This is a genomic window from candidate division KSB1 bacterium (genome assembly GCA_034521575.1).
Classification (GTDB): domain Bacteria; phylum Zhuqueibacterota; class Zhuqueibacteria; order Residuimicrobiales; family Krinioviventaceae; genus JAXHMJ01.
In genome coordinates, this window is sequence record JAXHMJ010000005.1 from 74,113 (window position 1) to 89,809 (window position 15,697).

At 47.3% G+C, this 15,697-nt stretch carries 25 protein-coding genes; 5 read left to right on the plus strand and 20 right to left on the minus strand.

The features are described 5' to 3' along the window. Positions 1–16: 16 nt before the first annotated feature. From U5R06_13090 to U5R06_13110, 5 genes are all read right to left on the minus strand, one after another. Complete coding sequence (locus U5R06_13090) at positions 17–598, minus strand: hypothetical protein (protein ID MDZ7723701.1); 582 nt, start codon at positions 596–598, stop codon at positions 17–19. Positions 599–848: 250 nt separating this feature from the next. After that, a complete protein-coding gene (locus U5R06_13095; GenBank protein ID MDZ7723702.1) occupies positions 849–1,022 on the minus strand; it encodes a hypothetical protein in 174 nt (57 codons plus the stop codon). Positions 1,023–1,066: 44 nt separating this feature from the next. Continuing rightward, positions 1,067–1,210: a hypothetical protein gene (locus tag U5R06_13100; GenBank protein MDZ7723703.1), complete on the minus strand. Its 144-nt coding sequence runs from the start codon at positions 1,208–1,210 to the stop codon at positions 1,067–1,069. Then, a complete protein-coding gene (locus tag U5R06_13105) occupies positions 1,197–1,703 on the minus strand; it encodes a hypothetical protein (GenBank protein ID MDZ7723704.1) in 507 nt (168 codons plus the stop codon). Before U5R06_13105 ends, U5R06_13100 begins: the two co-directional genes overlap by 14 nt. A 9-nt stretch (positions 1,704–1,712) precedes the next feature. Next, on the minus strand, positions 1,713–1,997 hold the full coding sequence (locus tag U5R06_13110; protein MDZ7723705.1) for a hypothetical protein: 285 nt from the start codon (positions 1,995–1,997) through the stop codon (positions 1,713–1,715). A gap of 263 nt (positions 1,998–2,260) precedes the next feature. On the opposite strand from U5R06_13110, the gene fni reads away from it, so the two are divergent. Next, positions 2,261–3,313 (plus strand): type 2 isopentenyl-diphosphate Delta-isomerase, encoded by a 1,053-nt coding sequence (gene fni, locus U5R06_13115; GenBank protein ID MDZ7723706.1) that lies wholly within the window; start codon positions 2,261–2,263, stop codon positions 3,311–3,313. A 32-nt stretch (positions 3,314–3,345) separates the two neighbouring features. Here the strand turns inward: fni and U5R06_13120 are convergent, their stop codons facing one another. Beyond that, the gene (locus U5R06_13120) at positions 3,346–3,579 is read right to left on the minus strand and encodes a hypothetical protein (GenBank protein ID MDZ7723707.1); all 234 of its coding nucleotides are present in this window, start codon (positions 3,577–3,579) and stop codon (positions 3,346–3,348) included. A 2-nt stretch (positions 3,580–3,581) separates the two neighbouring features. On the opposite strand from U5R06_13120, the gene U5R06_13125 reads away from it, so the two are divergent. The 3 genes from U5R06_13125 to U5R06_13135 are packed head-to-tail and all read left to right on the plus strand — an operon-like array spanning position 3,582 to position 5,139. Beyond that, positions 3,582–4,187, plus strand: coding sequence for a hypothetical protein (locus tag U5R06_13125; GenBank protein ID MDZ7723708.1), 606 nt, complete (start codon positions 3,582–3,584; stop codon positions 4,185–4,187). A gap of 51 nt (positions 4,188–4,238) precedes the next feature. After that, on the plus strand, positions 4,239–5,003 hold the full coding sequence (locus tag U5R06_13130; protein MDZ7723709.1) for a hypothetical protein: 765 nt from the start codon (positions 4,239–4,241) through the stop codon (positions 5,001–5,003). Positions 5,004–5,007: 4 nt separating this feature from the next. Beyond that, positions 5,008–5,139, plus strand: a complete 132-nt coding sequence (locus tag U5R06_13135) for a hypothetical protein (protein MDZ7723710.1) — start codon at positions 5,008–5,010, stop codon at positions 5,137–5,139. 75 nt (positions 5,140–5,214) lie between these two features. Here the strand turns inward: U5R06_13135 and U5R06_13140 are convergent, their stop codons facing one another. The 14 genes from U5R06_13140 to U5R06_13205 form a co-directional block, all read right to left on the minus strand. Then, positions 5,215–5,439 carry a hypothetical protein gene (locus U5R06_13140; protein MDZ7723711.1) on the minus strand — a complete coding sequence of 75 codons (225 nt, stop codon included), beginning with the start codon at positions 5,437–5,439 and terminating at the stop codon, positions 5,215–5,217. Further along, entirely contained in the window at positions 5,357–5,749 is a 393-nt protein-coding gene (locus tag U5R06_13145; GenBank protein MDZ7723712.1) for a hypothetical protein, read from the minus strand. Before U5R06_13145 ends, U5R06_13140 begins: the two co-directional genes overlap by 83 nt. Beyond that, entirely contained in the window at positions 5,700–6,386 is a 687-nt protein-coding gene (locus U5R06_13150; GenBank protein MDZ7723713.1) for a hypothetical protein, read from the minus strand. Before U5R06_13150 ends, U5R06_13145 begins: the two co-directional genes overlap by 50 nt. A gap of 12 nt (positions 6,387–6,398) precedes the next feature. Next, positions 6,399–6,617 (minus strand): hypothetical protein, encoded by a 219-nt coding sequence (locus tag U5R06_13155; protein ID MDZ7723714.1) that lies wholly within the window; start codon positions 6,615–6,617, stop codon positions 6,399–6,401. Continuing rightward, complete coding sequence (locus U5R06_13160) at positions 6,614–7,594, minus strand: polyprenyl synthetase family protein (protein MDZ7723715.1); 981 nt, start codon at positions 7,592–7,594, stop codon at positions 6,614–6,616. Before U5R06_13160 ends, U5R06_13155 begins: the two co-directional genes overlap by 4 nt. A 201-nt stretch (positions 7,595–7,795) precedes the next feature. Then, positions 7,796–9,016: an ABC transporter permease gene (locus tag U5R06_13165; GenBank protein ID MDZ7723716.1), complete on the minus strand. Its 1,221-nt coding sequence runs from the start codon at positions 9,014–9,016 to the stop codon at positions 7,796–7,798. 56 nt (positions 9,017–9,072) lie between these two features. Beyond that, positions 9,073–9,693, minus strand: coding sequence for an FtsX-like permease family protein (locus U5R06_13170; protein ID MDZ7723717.1), 621 nt, complete (start codon positions 9,691–9,693; stop codon positions 9,073–9,075). Continuing rightward, complete coding sequence (locus U5R06_13175) at positions 9,690–10,265, minus strand: ABC transporter permease (GenBank protein ID MDZ7723718.1); 576 nt, start codon at positions 10,263–10,265, stop codon at positions 9,690–9,692. Before U5R06_13175 ends, U5R06_13170 begins: the two co-directional genes overlap by 4 nt. A 21-nt stretch (positions 10,266–10,286) precedes the next feature. Beyond that, complete coding sequence (locus U5R06_13180) at positions 10,287–11,003, minus strand: ABC transporter ATP-binding protein (protein MDZ7723719.1); 717 nt, start codon at positions 11,001–11,003, stop codon at positions 10,287–10,289. An 8-nt stretch (positions 11,004–11,011) separates the two neighbouring features. Further along, positions 11,012–12,196: an efflux RND transporter periplasmic adaptor subunit gene (locus U5R06_13185; GenBank protein ID MDZ7723720.1), complete on the minus strand. Its 1,185-nt coding sequence runs from the start codon at positions 12,194–12,196 to the stop codon at positions 11,012–11,014. Positions 12,197–12,223: 27 nt separating this feature from the next. After that, complete coding sequence (locus U5R06_13190; protein ID MDZ7723721.1) at positions 12,224–12,667, minus strand: hypothetical protein; 444 nt, start codon at positions 12,665–12,667, stop codon at positions 12,224–12,226. A 17-nt stretch (positions 12,668–12,684) separates the two neighbouring features. Further along, the gene (locus U5R06_13195) at positions 12,685–13,785 is read right to left on the minus strand and encodes a TolC family protein (GenBank protein MDZ7723722.1); all 1,101 of its coding nucleotides are present in this window, start codon (positions 13,783–13,785) and stop codon (positions 12,685–12,687) included. 14 nt (positions 13,786–13,799) lie between these two features. Beyond that, complete coding sequence (locus tag U5R06_13200) at positions 13,800–14,036, minus strand: TolC family protein (protein MDZ7723723.1); 237 nt, start codon at positions 14,034–14,036, stop codon at positions 13,800–13,802. Between the two features lie 28 nt (positions 14,037–14,064). Continuing rightward, the gene (locus U5R06_13205; GenBank protein MDZ7723724.1) at positions 14,065–14,775 is read right to left on the minus strand and encodes a YIP1 family protein; all 711 of its coding nucleotides are present in this window, start codon (positions 14,773–14,775) and stop codon (positions 14,065–14,067) included. Between the two features lie 271 nt (positions 14,776–15,046). On the opposite strand from U5R06_13205, the gene U5R06_13210 reads away from it, so the two are divergent. Next, a complete protein-coding gene (locus U5R06_13210; protein ID MDZ7723725.1) occupies positions 15,047–15,628 on the plus strand; it encodes a TetR/AcrR family transcriptional regulator in 582 nt (193 codons plus the stop codon). Positions 15,629–15,697 lie beyond the last annotated feature (69 nt).

Genomic DNA, 15,697 nt, shown 5'->3' on the forward strand with positions numbered 1-15,697 from the left:
TTCAGACTGGATGGCTTTAACGCATTTCTTCAGGAACCGTGTTCTGTTTGAAAGGTCCACCCCATTTATCATCGCGGGTATTCGCCGGCCGCAGCATTTCGGCCCCGAAATAGCCATGGCACATTTTAAAATCCACACCATCGGCCCCGGCCCGGTGGGCGAGGAGAGCAGCATTTACAAAAAGATCAGCAATGCGCTCGATCTCGTCTGAAGAAAGGTAGCGGGCATCCGCCGGTCCTTGTGGACAAATCCGGACTTTTTCACTGAATCCGGGATTGCTGTTTTGGCCGGCATGCGTAATCTGGAACAGCAACACACAGTCGGGATGGATTGTTTTGACCGCCTGAACCAAACGCTTAAATCCGTCCAGATTTTTTTCATTTATGATCATGCCGTGCCGACGGGCCATGGACTGTTGCGTAACAGACAATGCTTCCACCACAATGATTCCCCAGCCGCCGCTGGCAAGGGTTTTGTAACGCTCTATCGCCCGACTGGACACAGCACCTCCGGAATCGGCATCATTGGCTTCCATGGCCTGAGCAACAAATCGGTTCAATGCTGTTTTTGCGCCTATGCTGCATGAAATAGAGGTAATGGGGTTTACCGGTCAGGTTTCCATATTCAGACAATTAAAAAATGTATAATACGGTTTATTCAGAATTAAATGCTGCGTGTACAAAACGAGTTCGCGCATATGATAGTCCCCCCACATACAGGATTCGCCGTGAGCAACCGTACCTTTTTCAGGCACATAATCCCAGGCATTGGGCTGATGATAGATAGAATGAAGAACAGGCCTAATTTATTACCGCATATACTACGATAGGGTTTATTCGAGCAGGCGATTACAGGAGCGTGAGACCGGCTTGAAAATACCGTTCCCCGGTCTTTGGCTCACCATTTTGTTTGAGGAAATGTCCGAGCCGAAGCAGGCCCTGGGCGGTAATCGCAGCAGCGGAACTGTCCACGGGTTCATATTTGTTAAACGGATCGGCTTTCTGATCGAGATAATCGCCCAATTTATAAAGTTCGGGTGCCCCGGTATCCCAATACGGGATGCCATCTATGGGGTATTTTCGATATAAAAATCACAGGTCGCTTTGGCAGCTTTTAGCAGTATGGAATGGAATCGTTTTTTTGCGTCGGTATCCTGAAATTCGGAAGCATCCAGTGTATGCAGGAATTCGAGTTCTTCAGCGAATCCCAAAACCGCCAGGATAAACCGCGCGTCCAGGTGGTAAATCCGGAATACCCCTGCTGACTATTGGGGCAGCGATAATATCATCATTGATATTAAATATACATTCATGCGCGGTTCTGCCGTACACACTGACCCAGCGATCACGGCCTTGTCCGTAAAACACGCAATACCGTGCTGTTGATTCGAGATGTTGAAGCGCACGATTCAATAGCGATATTTTTTCATCGTGCTCGCCGGGCAAATAGTGTCCCAGCGCATGCCCCAACATCAAAATCCGGCAGGTTCGAACTGTATCCACAAACAATGAATGCGGCCCGTTAAAAGAATACATGAATCCGCCATTCTCAATTTGTGTCCAGCGGCCGGCCTGTACAGCAGCAGAAAGCTTGAGCGCGAGTTCGTAATACCGGCGTTCCCAGGGATTATACTCGATCTGTTCTTCTGCCATCAGTCTGAGCAGATTACCGAATGTGCTGACAGTATTAAGATCCATAGTCATAAACGCATATCAACTCACATGGATCGGCATTTTTTCAATGGTATTGGTTTTACCGATCTCCAAAAAGACTGCATCATCCGGCGTGGTCTGGAGGGCGCTGCCGTATTGAAAGCCCTGGGTCCATTCCGTCCAGCCGCGCGATGTATATTTGCCTTGACGGGTAAAGACCGGAGCTCCCTGCTTTGTATCTAATTCTTGCTCAATCAACAGGATCTTTTGGGCGGATAACGGCCAAAACCTTTGGATTTTTTCTTGTAAACGAGACAAGATCAGATCATAATCGATTTTTAGCATAAACAATGACCTCGGAATGATAAAGGTATGGTCTTTTTTTGCTATACCTGTAAATATAACAATTTTGTAAAAAAGTGCAATCTTAATTATCAAAATGTTAAACACAGCCCGGGTTTAATACGCATTGTCCTACAGATTTGAAAAATGAACTTGAAATTTAGCAAATTCTACCGTATGTTAAAGCAGACTCTACAACAAACAGAGAAAACCGCCCCAAAACAACGGCATTGGCCAGTCATTCCCAGAAACAAAAGCGGGATTTTATGACAGATCATGTAAACAAACGCAAAATGGAACATATCGACATTATCATGAATGACGGAGGAACTGATCGTGACAAAAGATACTGGGACAATATTCAATTGGTGAACCGGGCTCTGCCGCAGCTTGATCTCGACAAAATAGACACCTCTGTTCATTTTTTGAGAAAACGCTGTTCGTTTCCCCTCATTATCTCATCCATGACCGGCGGCGAACATGACCAAATGGAAACCATTAACCGGAATCTTGCCAGAGCTGCAGAGTCGACGAACGTCGCTCTGGCTGTCGGATCGCAGCGTGTAATGTTTACCGCGCCCAACTCGAAAAAAAGTTTTAAATTGCGCAGGAACGCTCCCACCGCGCCGCTCATTGCCAACCTGGGCGGCGTGCAGCTGAATTACGGATTTGATGAGAATCACTGCCGCCAGGCGGTTGATATTTTAAAAGCAGATGCCTTGTATCTGCACCTGAATCCCCTGCAGGAGGCGGTTCAGCCGGAAGGCGATACGAATTTTGCTCATTTAGCGGAAAAAATCAGGGAAATCGGCCGGTCTTTACACGTTCCGGTGATCCTTAAAGAAGTGGGCGCCGGGGTGTCCGCCAAAGATGCACAATTGGCCATAGATGCCGGAATCCGCTATATTGACGTAGCCGGACGCGGCGGCACGTCCTGGAGCCGGATTGAAAATTCGCGTTTTCCCCGTTCCGAACAACTGGGTTTGGTATTTCAGGACTGGGGGCTTCCGACACCCGCAGCGCTCAGGCAGTTGAAACCGATGCGCAATCAGTGTACGTTGATCGCCTCGGGCGGCATACGCACCGGCATTGATATGGCCAAAGCCGTCATTCTGGGCGCCGGCATGCGCGGTATTGCCGGCCCGTTTTTGAAATATGCCGGCGAATCGGCGGAACGCGTCATCCAATATATCAACAAACTGAAAACGGAATTTCAAATTTCCATGTTCCTTCTCGGTCAGGCCTCCGTCTCTGAGTTAAAAGGCAATGAAACCCTGATCGTTTCTGATCCGTTCAAACAATATGACACAAACAAATAAACCGGCCGATCAGCCGCTGCGGGTTTCCGTCATTATTCCCAGCTATAATCGGTCACATCTGACCGTACAGGCTGTATACTGGGTGCTGAATCGAATCCGATCCGGCTGATGAGATCATTGTGGTTGACGATGGTTCCACCGATCATACCGGAGCCGCTCTCTGTAAATTCAGCGATCAAATCCGATATTCCTACCAGGAAAACCGGGGCGTCGCTGCAGCAAGAGCAGTCATGGCATTCAAAAGGCTCGACATCATCGGCTGGCATTTCTGGATTCGGATGATCTATGGAGCGTGGATAAACTGGCGCTACAGCGGCGGGCGCTGCAAAATAATCCCGATTATAAACTATGTTATACCGGCGAACACTGGCTGCGCCACGGAAAGGCGGTCAATCCGCGCAAGCAGCGGCGAAAATATAACGGATGGATTTATCATCAATGCCTGCCGGCCTGTATTGTGGCGGCATCATCTGTACTGATCCATAGACGTGTCTTTGAAACGGTTGGGTTGTTTGATGAAAGCCTGCCCGCATGCGAAGATTACGAATTGTGGCTGCGCATCGCGCTGCACTATCCGTTCCTGTATCTGCCGCATGCCTGCATTCTGAAACAGCTGGGAAGCTGGCCGAGCCTCTCGACGCAATACGGCCTGGACCGCTACCGCATTCAGGCCTTGTCCGGTCTGCTGAGCAACCATTTAACGGACCTTCAGAGCGAAGCAACGCGTGAAACACTTTTGCAAAAATGCCGCATTTATGCTCAGGGATGCTCCAGACATCAAAAGCCCCGGGAAGCGAAATGGGCCATGACCATTGCATGTAAATCAACCAAAACGGCGGGAAATTTCTATCACCCGTTTCCGGAGCCGGAATAGTTCCGCATGTTTTATAATTCAATTCATGTATAACAATTGGAAAGAGAGACCGTGAAATATTTTACATTGACACTTTTTTTACTGGGTACAAGCCTTTCGACAAAAGCAAAGCCTGAAATCCCGCAATATACCTGGGGCGATCTGTCGGCGCAACGTCAATACCCGAAATCCTGCAAACTTTTAGCGGATAACGGGGTGACCTGGTGCCTGTTTGTCTCCAATTATTTAGGATTCTACGAATTTTGGGCTGCAAACTCGACGGACGGCGAGAACTGGAGTCAGGCGCTGTACACCGGCATCCCTCTTCTACCTCGGAAAAATATCTCTGCCCGGGTCACGCTCCCGCATTTCATTGTCCAGTATGACAGCGTCGAAAAGCGTCTTTCCTATCTGGATTATTTGCGAAACGGTTCAAATGCAGATACAAAAATGTTCAGAGTAACCAAATCGGCATTGCTCGGCGATTCGGATTTGGACGGTTGGAGCGATCTGGTTGAGAGCCGCATCTGGACGGACCTGCAAAACGCGGACACGGACGGGGACGGCGTCATTGATCGCTTCGACAGCAATCCTCTGGCGGCCGAACCGGACACCTTGACCCTGGAACAAAGACTGCACAAATATATCATAGAACAGGAACTCGGGTTATACGACACGCATCAGCTGGTCATTGTCGAACAAACCCACGGCAGCATGCAGTACAAACGGCAATCCGGTCTGATTCTCAGTCTGCCGCCGGAAGACTGCGATGAATGGATTCAGCTTTACGGTCCGGGGGTTCCGATTATTACATGCCATGTGGGAAGGCATCAATAAAAAGATGTACAATGTCGAATTTCAATTTTATGTGGATAAAGATGATGCCTGGGGGTATAAAGCCGGTTATCGAAGGATTGAACGCATTGATGAATGGTTCGAGTGGAGGCGTCGTGAATGGTTTGCCGAACCGTAAAATCTGTGCATATTATTAAAAGTTATGTATAGATCGTAATCCCGTTATTCACTTTCATCGTTGGCTTTGGATTCCTCATCCCGCCTGGCGGCTGCCGGCATAGAGTTCGTATTTCAGCAGCCGTGATTCAATATCCCCGTTGAAAAACACGTATTTTCTTTGCGGTTTCAGACCGATCTCGGGCGCCAGTTTTAAATTACCGGTAAACACATAGCCGCTATATCCGGCGCAATTTTGTTTCATAAAATCGCCGATGCGTTTGTACAGGGATTTGAGCTGATTTTGCTGCTGCAAACGCATGCCGTAGCCGGGATTGAAACACGATACATCCTTTACCCGGAGGAATGGGGGTTTCTGCAAAGTCACAAACCTGGAACTGGAGCAAATGATCCACACCTGCGTTCCTGGCATTTTTTTCAGCGGCTTTAACGGCGTGCGCGTCCCGATCGGACACAATAATCTTGTTTGGCAGAGTTTCTTGAATGTCCTGTTTCAGGGAATCGCACAATGCGTTGTAATGATCGCGGGTAAATCCTTTAATATGCTGAAAGCCGAAATTATCACGAGTCAATCCCGGCGCTTTGTTCGCCGCTTTGAGCGCGGCTTTCAATAGCCAGGGTCCCGCTGCCGCACATAGGATTGACGAACGGCTCGTTGATATCCCATCCGGTGGCGGAAACCACTGCAGCGGCCAGAGATTCCTGCATCGGCGCCTTGAGCGGAATTTTTCGGTATCCCCGTTTTGTCAACGGCTCTCCGGACGTGTCCAGGTAAATTGAATATGAATTGTCGTGCCAGTATAAAAAGACAACCGTCCGGTCGCGCGACGGCCCGGAATCCGGACGCCGTCCATAGATCTGTTTCATGCGATCAACGATTGCATCCTTTGCTTTCATATTGGCAAAGCGTGTGTCCCGAATGGACGGATGCATGACTGATGACGTGACACTGATATACCCATCCACATCCAGATAATTCTCCCATTTGACCTGCCTGACCGCCTGATACAGATCATAGGGAGATTGGGCGGTTCCGGACTCTAACTGCAGCAGCACCCGGTAAGCGGTGCGCAGTTTCATATTCAGCAGAATCGCATCTTTGAGCGTGCCGCGGATGAAAACGCCAAGTTTGAGTTCCTCGTCGATGTGGTATCCGAGACCGCGAAGTTCTGCGGCCAGCCAGGGCGTTACAGCTTTGGCGCAGGTAATCAACAGAGGAGCGTTTTTATAATACAAATGATTTTGCATGACATGATTCCATTAACGATTACTGACAATATGCAGCAACAACAAGTACAATAGCCAGATCACAACAAACAACCGCATCCCCAGCCACAGGGTTTTGCCGCTCTCTTTGATCTCTTTTTTAAACGCGCCCTCTTCGAACAGCTTTCCGCGAAGTATCAGAGAAATGAGCCGCGAAGCCATAAAGGCCATTAACAGCAGAATAAGAATCCAGAAAAAATAACGCATAATCAAAAAGTACGATGTTCAATGAGTTTCACCAGATCTTCCAGCGACTGTCTGGCTGAGTTTAACGGAAAATGGTACAGGGCCTGTTTCGCATCCACGAGAGCGGTCTGTATTTCCGACTGGGCGGCTTTGATCGTTCCAATGTCCCTGAGAATATCATAAACTTTACGAATACTGTTCGGATCCGAGTTGAGAGCATCCAGCGCCGGAGTCATTTGCCGGCGCTGTTCGCTGTTCATATTCTCGTTCATGTGCAGTACCAGAAATGTCTTTTTCCCGTTGATCATATCGCTGCCCACATCTTTTCCGAGCACAGACTCTTCAGCAGAGACATCCAAAAGATCATCCTGTATCTGAAACGCCCGACCGATCGCCATACCATACTGGTGCATGGCATTTTTTTGCTCGGATGACGCGCCGGCCAGATAAACACCGCTTTCGCAGGCAAGTGCAAAAAGCCGCGCGGTTTTCTTGTCAATCATATCAAAATATTCCAGCAATGTCACATCATCACGCGTTTCGAATGACATGTCCATCATCTGGCCTTCACAAATCGCGAGAATCGCGCGGGAAAAGTCAAACATCAAGCCAGGCAGGAGTTTAGAAGACACAAAGGAAAGGGCTTCATAGCACTTGACCAGCATCGCATCACCGGCCAGAATCGCCACATTCTCATCCCAGCGTTTATAAACGGTTTCTTTTCCGCGCCGCAGTTCATCCCGGTCCATAATATCATCATGCACCAGTGTAAAATTATGCAAAATTTCCACAGCGGCAGCGGCATCGAGCACGCTCTGATCCGGGTCCGAGAGCAGCTGATATGTCAGATACAGGAGAACCGGACGCAGGCGTTTTCCGCCGGTATCCAAAGCATAATGCACAGGACTGTACAATAAAGTGCCTTGTTCCGACTGCAGACGTTCAAATATTTGCGCTTGTATCGCAGTTTTGATAAATTCTACAGTATCTTTAAAATCTTTCACAAAAGGTCCTTGTTTTTAAGATGTAAAGTTACAATACACAGAGGAGAGAATCAAGCCTTTATTGGAGGGAATTGTAAAGACGGAACGAGAAATAACAGATCATGAGACGGTAAGATGAGAATGGATACGGGTTGATTGAAATATCGAATCAAAAAAGACAGGCTAAAGGCGCTTGCCGGTAAAACCGGCAAGCTGAATATTTTATTCATACCTCAGCGCATGAATGGGTTCCAGTTTCGAAGCCTTGGTAGCGGGATAGACACCAAACACAATCCCGACCACGGAACAGAATAACAGTCCCAAAATCACCGTGCCGGTGGGAATTGCGGCAGGCACCGGAGCGCTCATTTCGACAACTTTTCCGATGAGAATTCCGAGTAAAATGCCGACCACGCCCCCGACCTGGCTCAACACCACAGCTTCCACCATAAACTGCCAGAGAATATCCCGGCGTTTGGCTCCAATGGCTTTTCGAATGCCGATTTCCCGGGTGCGTTCGGTGACCGATACCAGCATGATATTCATAATGCCCACGCCAGCGACAATCAAAGAAATGGATGCAATAGCGATCGCAACAATTCGCACATATTTGGTCATATTGTCGAAAAAATCAATCAGCATATCATTTGTGCGTATTTCAAAATCATTTTCCCGGCCCGGTTCAACTTTACGGGACGCACGTAAAATACCAATCGTTTGATTCATTGCCGTATCGAAAAGCTCCGGACTCTTTGCCTTGACCGTAATATTAATCGAACGCTCTTTGCCGAATATTTTTTCAAACCGGGTAATGGGAATGATGGCCCGGTTGTCACGCGTATTGCCCAGCACATCGCCCATTTCCTCCAACAGGCCGACAACCAAAAAGCGTTCGCCGTGAATTTTAATTTCTTTTCCCATGGGATCGCTGTAGGGAAACAATTCATTCAGCACATCAACACCGATAATGGCCACATTACGGCTGTAATCCACATCCATTTCAGTTAAAAACCGTCCGCGCTGCATCACATAACCATTGTTTTGCAAAAATTCGGGCGTCCCGCCTGCCAGAGTGATCGTAGGCGGAGTTTTTTTATCCGCATGCTGAATTTCCTGCCCAAACTCCCATACCTCGGCGCCCACAGCTTCAACAGCTGTAGCAAACTGACGCACCGCATCGGCGTCTTTGCGCGTCAGATCTTTGCGATTGCGATATTCCCGCCGATCATAGTTGCCAACCGGCGGATACTTTTGTACCTGGAAAACATTTGAGGTTAAAACGCTCAATTCACTGGTAACACTGTTGCGCAGTCCGGTGATCAGGGACTGCATGGCAATAATGGTCATCACACCGATAATAATACCGAGCAGCGTCAATGTGGACCGCATTTTATTCATACGAATGGCGGTTAATGCCATTCCGAAACTTTCCGATAAATTCACAAAACCTCCACCGTTATTCATAACGCAGGGCATCAATGGGATTTAATCGGGCAGCCTTACTCGGCCGGATACAACCCGAAAAAGATACCAATGGTAAAAACAAACACCAATCCAAGGATCATCACCCAGCCGGTTACCTCGGCCGGCAGCGGTGTTGAAGACTCGATCAGCCTGGCAAGGCCAAGCGCCAGCCCAATTCCGATCAGCACCCCGAGCGCGCAGATCATGACAGATTCGATAAGGAACTGCACCATAATATGTGAACGACGTGCGCCGAGCGCTTTACGCACCCCGATTTCCCGTGTGCGTTCGGTGACCGATACCAGCAAGATATTCATAATACCGATCCCCCCCACCAACAACGAAATGGTGCCCACTCCAATTGCAACAGCCCACAAACTCTTTGTGATATTATTATAGGTATCCACCAGAGTGCTCTGCTGATTGATATTAAAATCATTTTTTTCTGACGGCGGCAAACCGCGTATACGCCGCATCAATCCGGTGAGTTCAATTTCCGCATCCTCTATCAGTTCAGGAGAATCTACCTGTACTTCGATAGAAACAGACCGCCAGCGGGCGCCAAATACCGATTGAAACACACCCATGGGAATAATGGCCACCTGATCCTGGCTTTCCCCGAACATTTTACCCTTGCGTTCTGAAACGCCAATCACGGTGAAATTACGTCCCCCAGATTCACCCGTTTGCCGAGGGGGTCGGTATAAGGAAACAGTTCATCCACCACATCCTGACCCAGTACACAGACCGCCCGACGATGATCCACATCAACGGAAGACAAAAAGCGGCCTTTTTCCGGAAACGTATTCGAAGTCAGCAGATAATCCGCGGTGGTGCCGATAATCGAAACATCCTTGATGCTGCGTTCTCTGTATTTGGCATTTCTGCGCGTATCCAGAGTCGGCGCCACAGCAGCGGCATATTGCGACCAATCTTTGATTTTTTCCGCTTCTTGCATGGTGATATTCGGGCGGTTGCGCACCCTGATCCATTCTTCCTGACTCATAATGACCCAGGGATATTTATTGATATAAAGCGTATTGGTTCCAATGGAAGACAATTCGCTTTTAAAGGCAGTGTTCAGTCCCTGCACCAGAGTGACAATCGTAATAACCGTGGTCACACCAATTACCACACCCAGAGTCGTGAGAGTGGAACGCATTTTATAAGACCGCAGGGCTTGGAACGCGATCTTTAGACCTTCACCGACATAGATTAAAAAATTCATAAGACCTCTGAATCACGTTTATCAGGTATTTGCTCCGGCATTCACTTTGCCTTGTTTTTTCTGATTGACACCATCATGATCGATGAATCCGTCTTTGAGACGCAAAACGCGATTGGCGTGCTCGGCCAATTCTTCCTCATGTGTGACCAGTATAATGGTGTTACCGGCTTTGTGCAGATCGGCGAAAATCTCCATAATCTCCTCACCGGTTTTACTGTCCAGGTTTCCTGTGGGCTCATCGGCCAAAATGATCGAAGGGTTATTGACCAGCGCCCGGGCAATGGCAACGCGTTGACGTTGGCCGCCGGACAGTTCATTGGGTTTATGATCCATACGATCCGCCAGACCGACCCGCTGCAGAGCTTGTTTCGCCAGTTCACGGCGTTTGACGGCAGGCGTGCCGTTGTAAATTAAAGGCATCTCTACATTATGCAGGGCATTGGCACGCGGAAGTAAATTAAAGGTTTGAAATACAAATCCAATTTCCCGGTTTCTGATTTCAGCAAGTTCATTATCCGTCATATTGCTCACATTGGAATTGTTCAAATTGTACAGCCCGGACGACGGGGTATCCAGACATCCCACAATATTCATCAACGTCGACTTGCCGGACCCCGAGGGCCCCATGATAGCCACATACTCGTTACGGTTGATATTCAAACTGATTCCCTGGAGAGCCGGAACGGTGACTGTTCCGATTTCGTATATTTTTTTAATATCCTTAAATTCGATCAACATATCAAACCTCACTCTTCTGAATTATCATTTTTTTCAGGGCTTTTTTGGATATTGACGGCATCACCGCCCTTCAGCGTCTGTGAAATCACTTTGTAGCTTCCGGTAACCACCTGATCGCCCTCTTGCAGTCCGGTCAAGACCTCAATGTCTGTTTCGCTGCTGATGCCTGTCGTCACCGGTGTGAGCTGTACTGTATCCGCTTGCACCACAAAGACCACTTTTTGTTTTTCCTCTTTATCCTTTGGGCGGGATGTGGAATCCTGATCAACCTCCCGCATTGTTACACATTGAATGGGCACATACAGCGTCGAATCCCTTGTTTCCGTTTCAATGTCTACTGTGGATGACATTCCGGGTCTGAGCGCTTTGAACGGGGTGGTAATGGCGATTTTTACTTCAAAATTGGTCACCTGTTCCTGGGTTCCGCGTCCGAGTGTTGTAGCCGTATGGGCAATTTCCGAGACTGTGCCTTCCAGCGCCGTATCGGGAATCGCATCCACTTCGATTTTAGCAATATCATCCAATTCCACGAGCACAACATCATTTTCATCAATTTCAGCCAAAACCTCCATTTGACTCAAGTCAGAGACAGTCATAATAGGATCGGCCTGAAATTCAGACCCCACCGCAATTTCGCCTTCTTCCTTGTTGAGTTTGGTCACAACACCGTTGATCGGAGCAACAAGCCGGGTTTTGGCCAGGTTGTCCCCGGCTTCACGCAGAGAGGCGCGCGTCTGCTGCAGCTGACTCTTTGCCAGCATCATATCAGCTTCCGCGGCATCCAGTTCAGCCTGAGATTTTAAATCCTGATCATATAACTGTTTAATGCGGTTATAATCAGCCATTGCTTTTTTCAATGTTGCTTCGGCAGAAAGCACTCCCGACTCGGCGCGTTCCAGGAGAGCTTCATAACGCTGCCGGTCCAGATCAACCAAAAGCTCACCTTTCTTAACGGTATCCCCTTCTTTGATATGAATTTCTATAATCTCTGCGGAAATTCTTGCGGAAATTTCCACGTCCAATTCCGGCTGTATATATCCGGAACCGGAGACGGATTCAGTGATTGAGCCTTTTTTGACTTTGGTAACGGTGACTTTGGTAACATCACCGTGGCGTTTTCTCAGGTTCACAAACACCATCGCACCAATAACCAGTAAAAGTACAACTCCTATGATGATTTTCTTTTTTGACATTTGCAATCTCCTGTTATACGTTGGCATTTAGGCATCCAGCCAGAATGTATAGCTTCGGATCAAATAACCATTTAGGTAAATCTCAGCCAGCCATTGTCCCACAGGCGCTGATGAGGACGTATCGATCCAGAAATAGATGGTATAAAATCCGCTTTCGGATGTAAACGTTTGTGTCTTTTCTATGATATCATTATCAGGATCAACCCACAAGACGCGCATGGAATGATCACCCTGTACATTTTCCCAGTGCATCCACAGATAGATGGTTTCATCGACAAAAAACTGATTATCGATACCCAGAGGCAGATTATCCTGCACGTCCGCGCATGTAAATGCCTCCAGAATTCTGGGTTCACTGCTGCTGGGAGAGACGCCGCCGCTTCCTTCGCCTTCTGTTTTCTCGCATGCGATGACCGTGATTAAAAGCAGACCAATGAAAATGAGTGATATGGGAGTTCGATACTCGTGCATGGATTTTTTCCTCATGATTATTGCTCAATAGTTCCAAGAGCGGCCTGGAGATGCGCTTCGGCAATTTTTGTATTATAGCGGGCGCGCACCAGCGTTTCTTTAGCGTTCACCAATTCAACCTGCGCCTGCGTCACTTCAAGTTCTGTTCCGGAACCGACACGGCGTTTTTCTCTCTGCAGTTTCAAGTTTTCCTCATAGGCTTCAATATTCATTTGATTGAGTTCAATAATATCTTTGAACGCTTTGAGCTGCAGAAAGTACTGTTTCACATCCGTCAAAAGCAGACGTTTCTCCTCGCGCAGGCGCTCCAGCGCATTTTCTTTGTTCAGAATTTGACGCTGGATCGCGGTTTTATCAGCCAGTCCATTGAAAATATTAAAATTAAAGTTTGCACCGATGCTTATTGCATAGTCTTCATCCAGATTTTTCGTGTACACACGCCCGGCATCAGTATTCATCCGGTTGTAGGAAGCGCCACCGCTGATCACGGGGTAATAACGCGCTTTGGCCTGACGGATTGCAAATTCCTCGGCTTTGACCTGTAAATTTAGGGCCTTTAAATATTCATTATTTTCCAGTGCAATCTCGACGGCATTTTCAAAATCATAGTCAGGAAAGACCGGCGCGACATCTCTTTGAGGAATTTCAAATGGTGTTGAAGGATTACGCCCCATTGAATTATTCAGGGCGGCTTTGGCAAATTGAATTTCATTCTGCGCATTGATCAGGTTTGCACGCTGATTGCTGATATTTACTTTGGCCTGATAGATTTCCGCCTTGGACATTAATCCGATATCCATCATGGATTCATGATAGTCCATATTTTCTTTGGCAGCCTTGACAGCCTCTACATACACATCCTTTACCTCACGCGCCTTTAAGAGGTCAAAATACGCTTTTTTCACGTTAGCGATAACCTGATGCCGCTGACTGATCAGTCGGTGCTGATCTGCTTTCTGAATGGCTTTTGCCGTGCGGATCGAATTTGTCGTACGGCCGAAATCATACAGAGTCTGATCCAGAGACACTCCAAAAGAGTATTGATTCCACTCTGTTTTGCTCTGGTTGATCTGTCGTTGTTCATAAATAACCCTGCCCGTTTCCGGATCGGTTGCCACCGGTACATTCTCTTTCAGGGAGCGCGGTCCCTGAATGGTTTTTCCGGCCCCGAGCTGAGTCCGACAGTCGGCAGCCAATTTGAGCGCGCGCTGACAACCTGAGTGCCGGAAATGTCCACCTGGGTCTCGGCTATTCGAAGCTGAGAATTATTTTGCAGGGCGATATTAATACATTGATCAAGGTCAAGAGTTTCCTGTGCAGACAGAACAGAGCAGCACAGGACGATCATCAATAGAATTCGTTTCTTCATGATAGGGTCTCCATATTTACGTTTTCGCTTATTGACCAAATGCGGTTCCCAGGCCGGCTGCAGCCAGATAATAAATCAGAAAAAGCGCTGCCACCCAGGGCCAAACCTTTTTAACATCTGCCCGGGTAATCACCGCAAGTCCGATGCACAATACAGCGATCGACCAGATGTTAAAGACTTCAATATTTGCCAGAAATTTGTATAAAAATCCAGAGCTGGCGTCAGACGGCATAAACGTAGCCAGACTGAAATGCACGTCCATACTGTTCTTTGACAGCATAATCGGCAGTTTTATCAGACCTCCCAGGGAAATAATCAGGTACCGGTAGACATTTAATCCCATGGCCTGATGAAAGGTCATACTGCTGGCCAAAACGGTATTACCGACAAACAACCAGACCAGGCCTCCTGCAGCCAGCATCATAGCCACACCGATCAAAGCAGACGGATAGACGAAAAGTCCGGACCATTGCCGGGCCTTTTCCAGGGCTTGATCCATTTCCTGCTGACTCATTCCCATTTTTTCATATTGCTTGATCATGGCTTCTTTCTGCATGTCTGCAATGACCGGCTGCAGCATAAAAGTTGTAAACAAGCCGATTAAGAGAATAAGAATGAATGGAATGATCCATTTTGGTTTCTCGCGGACTGCAGTAAAGGTGGCTGTCGGCGCCAGAAAAACATTAATAATTCTCTGAAAAACATTCATATCCTTTTCCTGTGATTGTACATTACTCATTGTTCCCTCTTTCCATTTTGTTCTGGTTTACGTGAATTCATTTTGAATGTTTCGTTAATTCCAATAAATCGATGAAACCGAAATACGGAGAACCCCTACCGATGATGCATTCTACGATGGATGGTCTGTGGAATAGACCAATATACATATATTGATACACACAAGACAAGGAAATATTTGCATCAATTTCAATTTCATTTTGTTTTTTCACCATTTGTTTCCTATATTTGAACATTATTCAGAATATTTAGTAAATGGAGGAAGCGAGTATATGAATGAGTCCAAACGCACTCGTTTGTTAAAGGCTGCCATCAAGGTCTTTGCGCGCCATGGTTTTTTTAAATCCAAAGTCGAGGATATCGCCAAAGAAGCAGGTGTTGCCACCGGCACGACTTATTTATATTTTGAAAACAAGGACGATCTGCTGATATCGATTTTTGAAGAAGAGATGGCCCCTATTATTGAACGAATCAGAACTCTGATGCAGGAAAAAAGCACAGCAACGGAAAAAATCATTACATTCATTGAACAGCACTTTGAAATCGTCAAAAACAATCCCGACCTGGCGGTGCTCTTTGAAGTCGAGCTGAGACAGAGCAACAAATTTTTGCATAATTATCACGGAACACGTTTCAAGGAATATCTGGATATCATCGGCACTGCCTTTTCACAGGGTCAGGAAAAGGGAGAATTTCGCACGGATATCCATCCCAGCATTTTCAAACAAATCGTATTTGGTGCGGTCGATCATATATCCTCCAATTACGCGCTTTCAGCGAGTAAAAATCTGGATCTCAATATTGCGGCCCAAATGATCAGCGATACGGTACTGAATGGTGTGGTCGTTAAATAAAAAAGGGTGATGAAATCATCCCGCATTGAAAATTTTGCAATCAATAACTTTGCTATTGTTTAAATAACA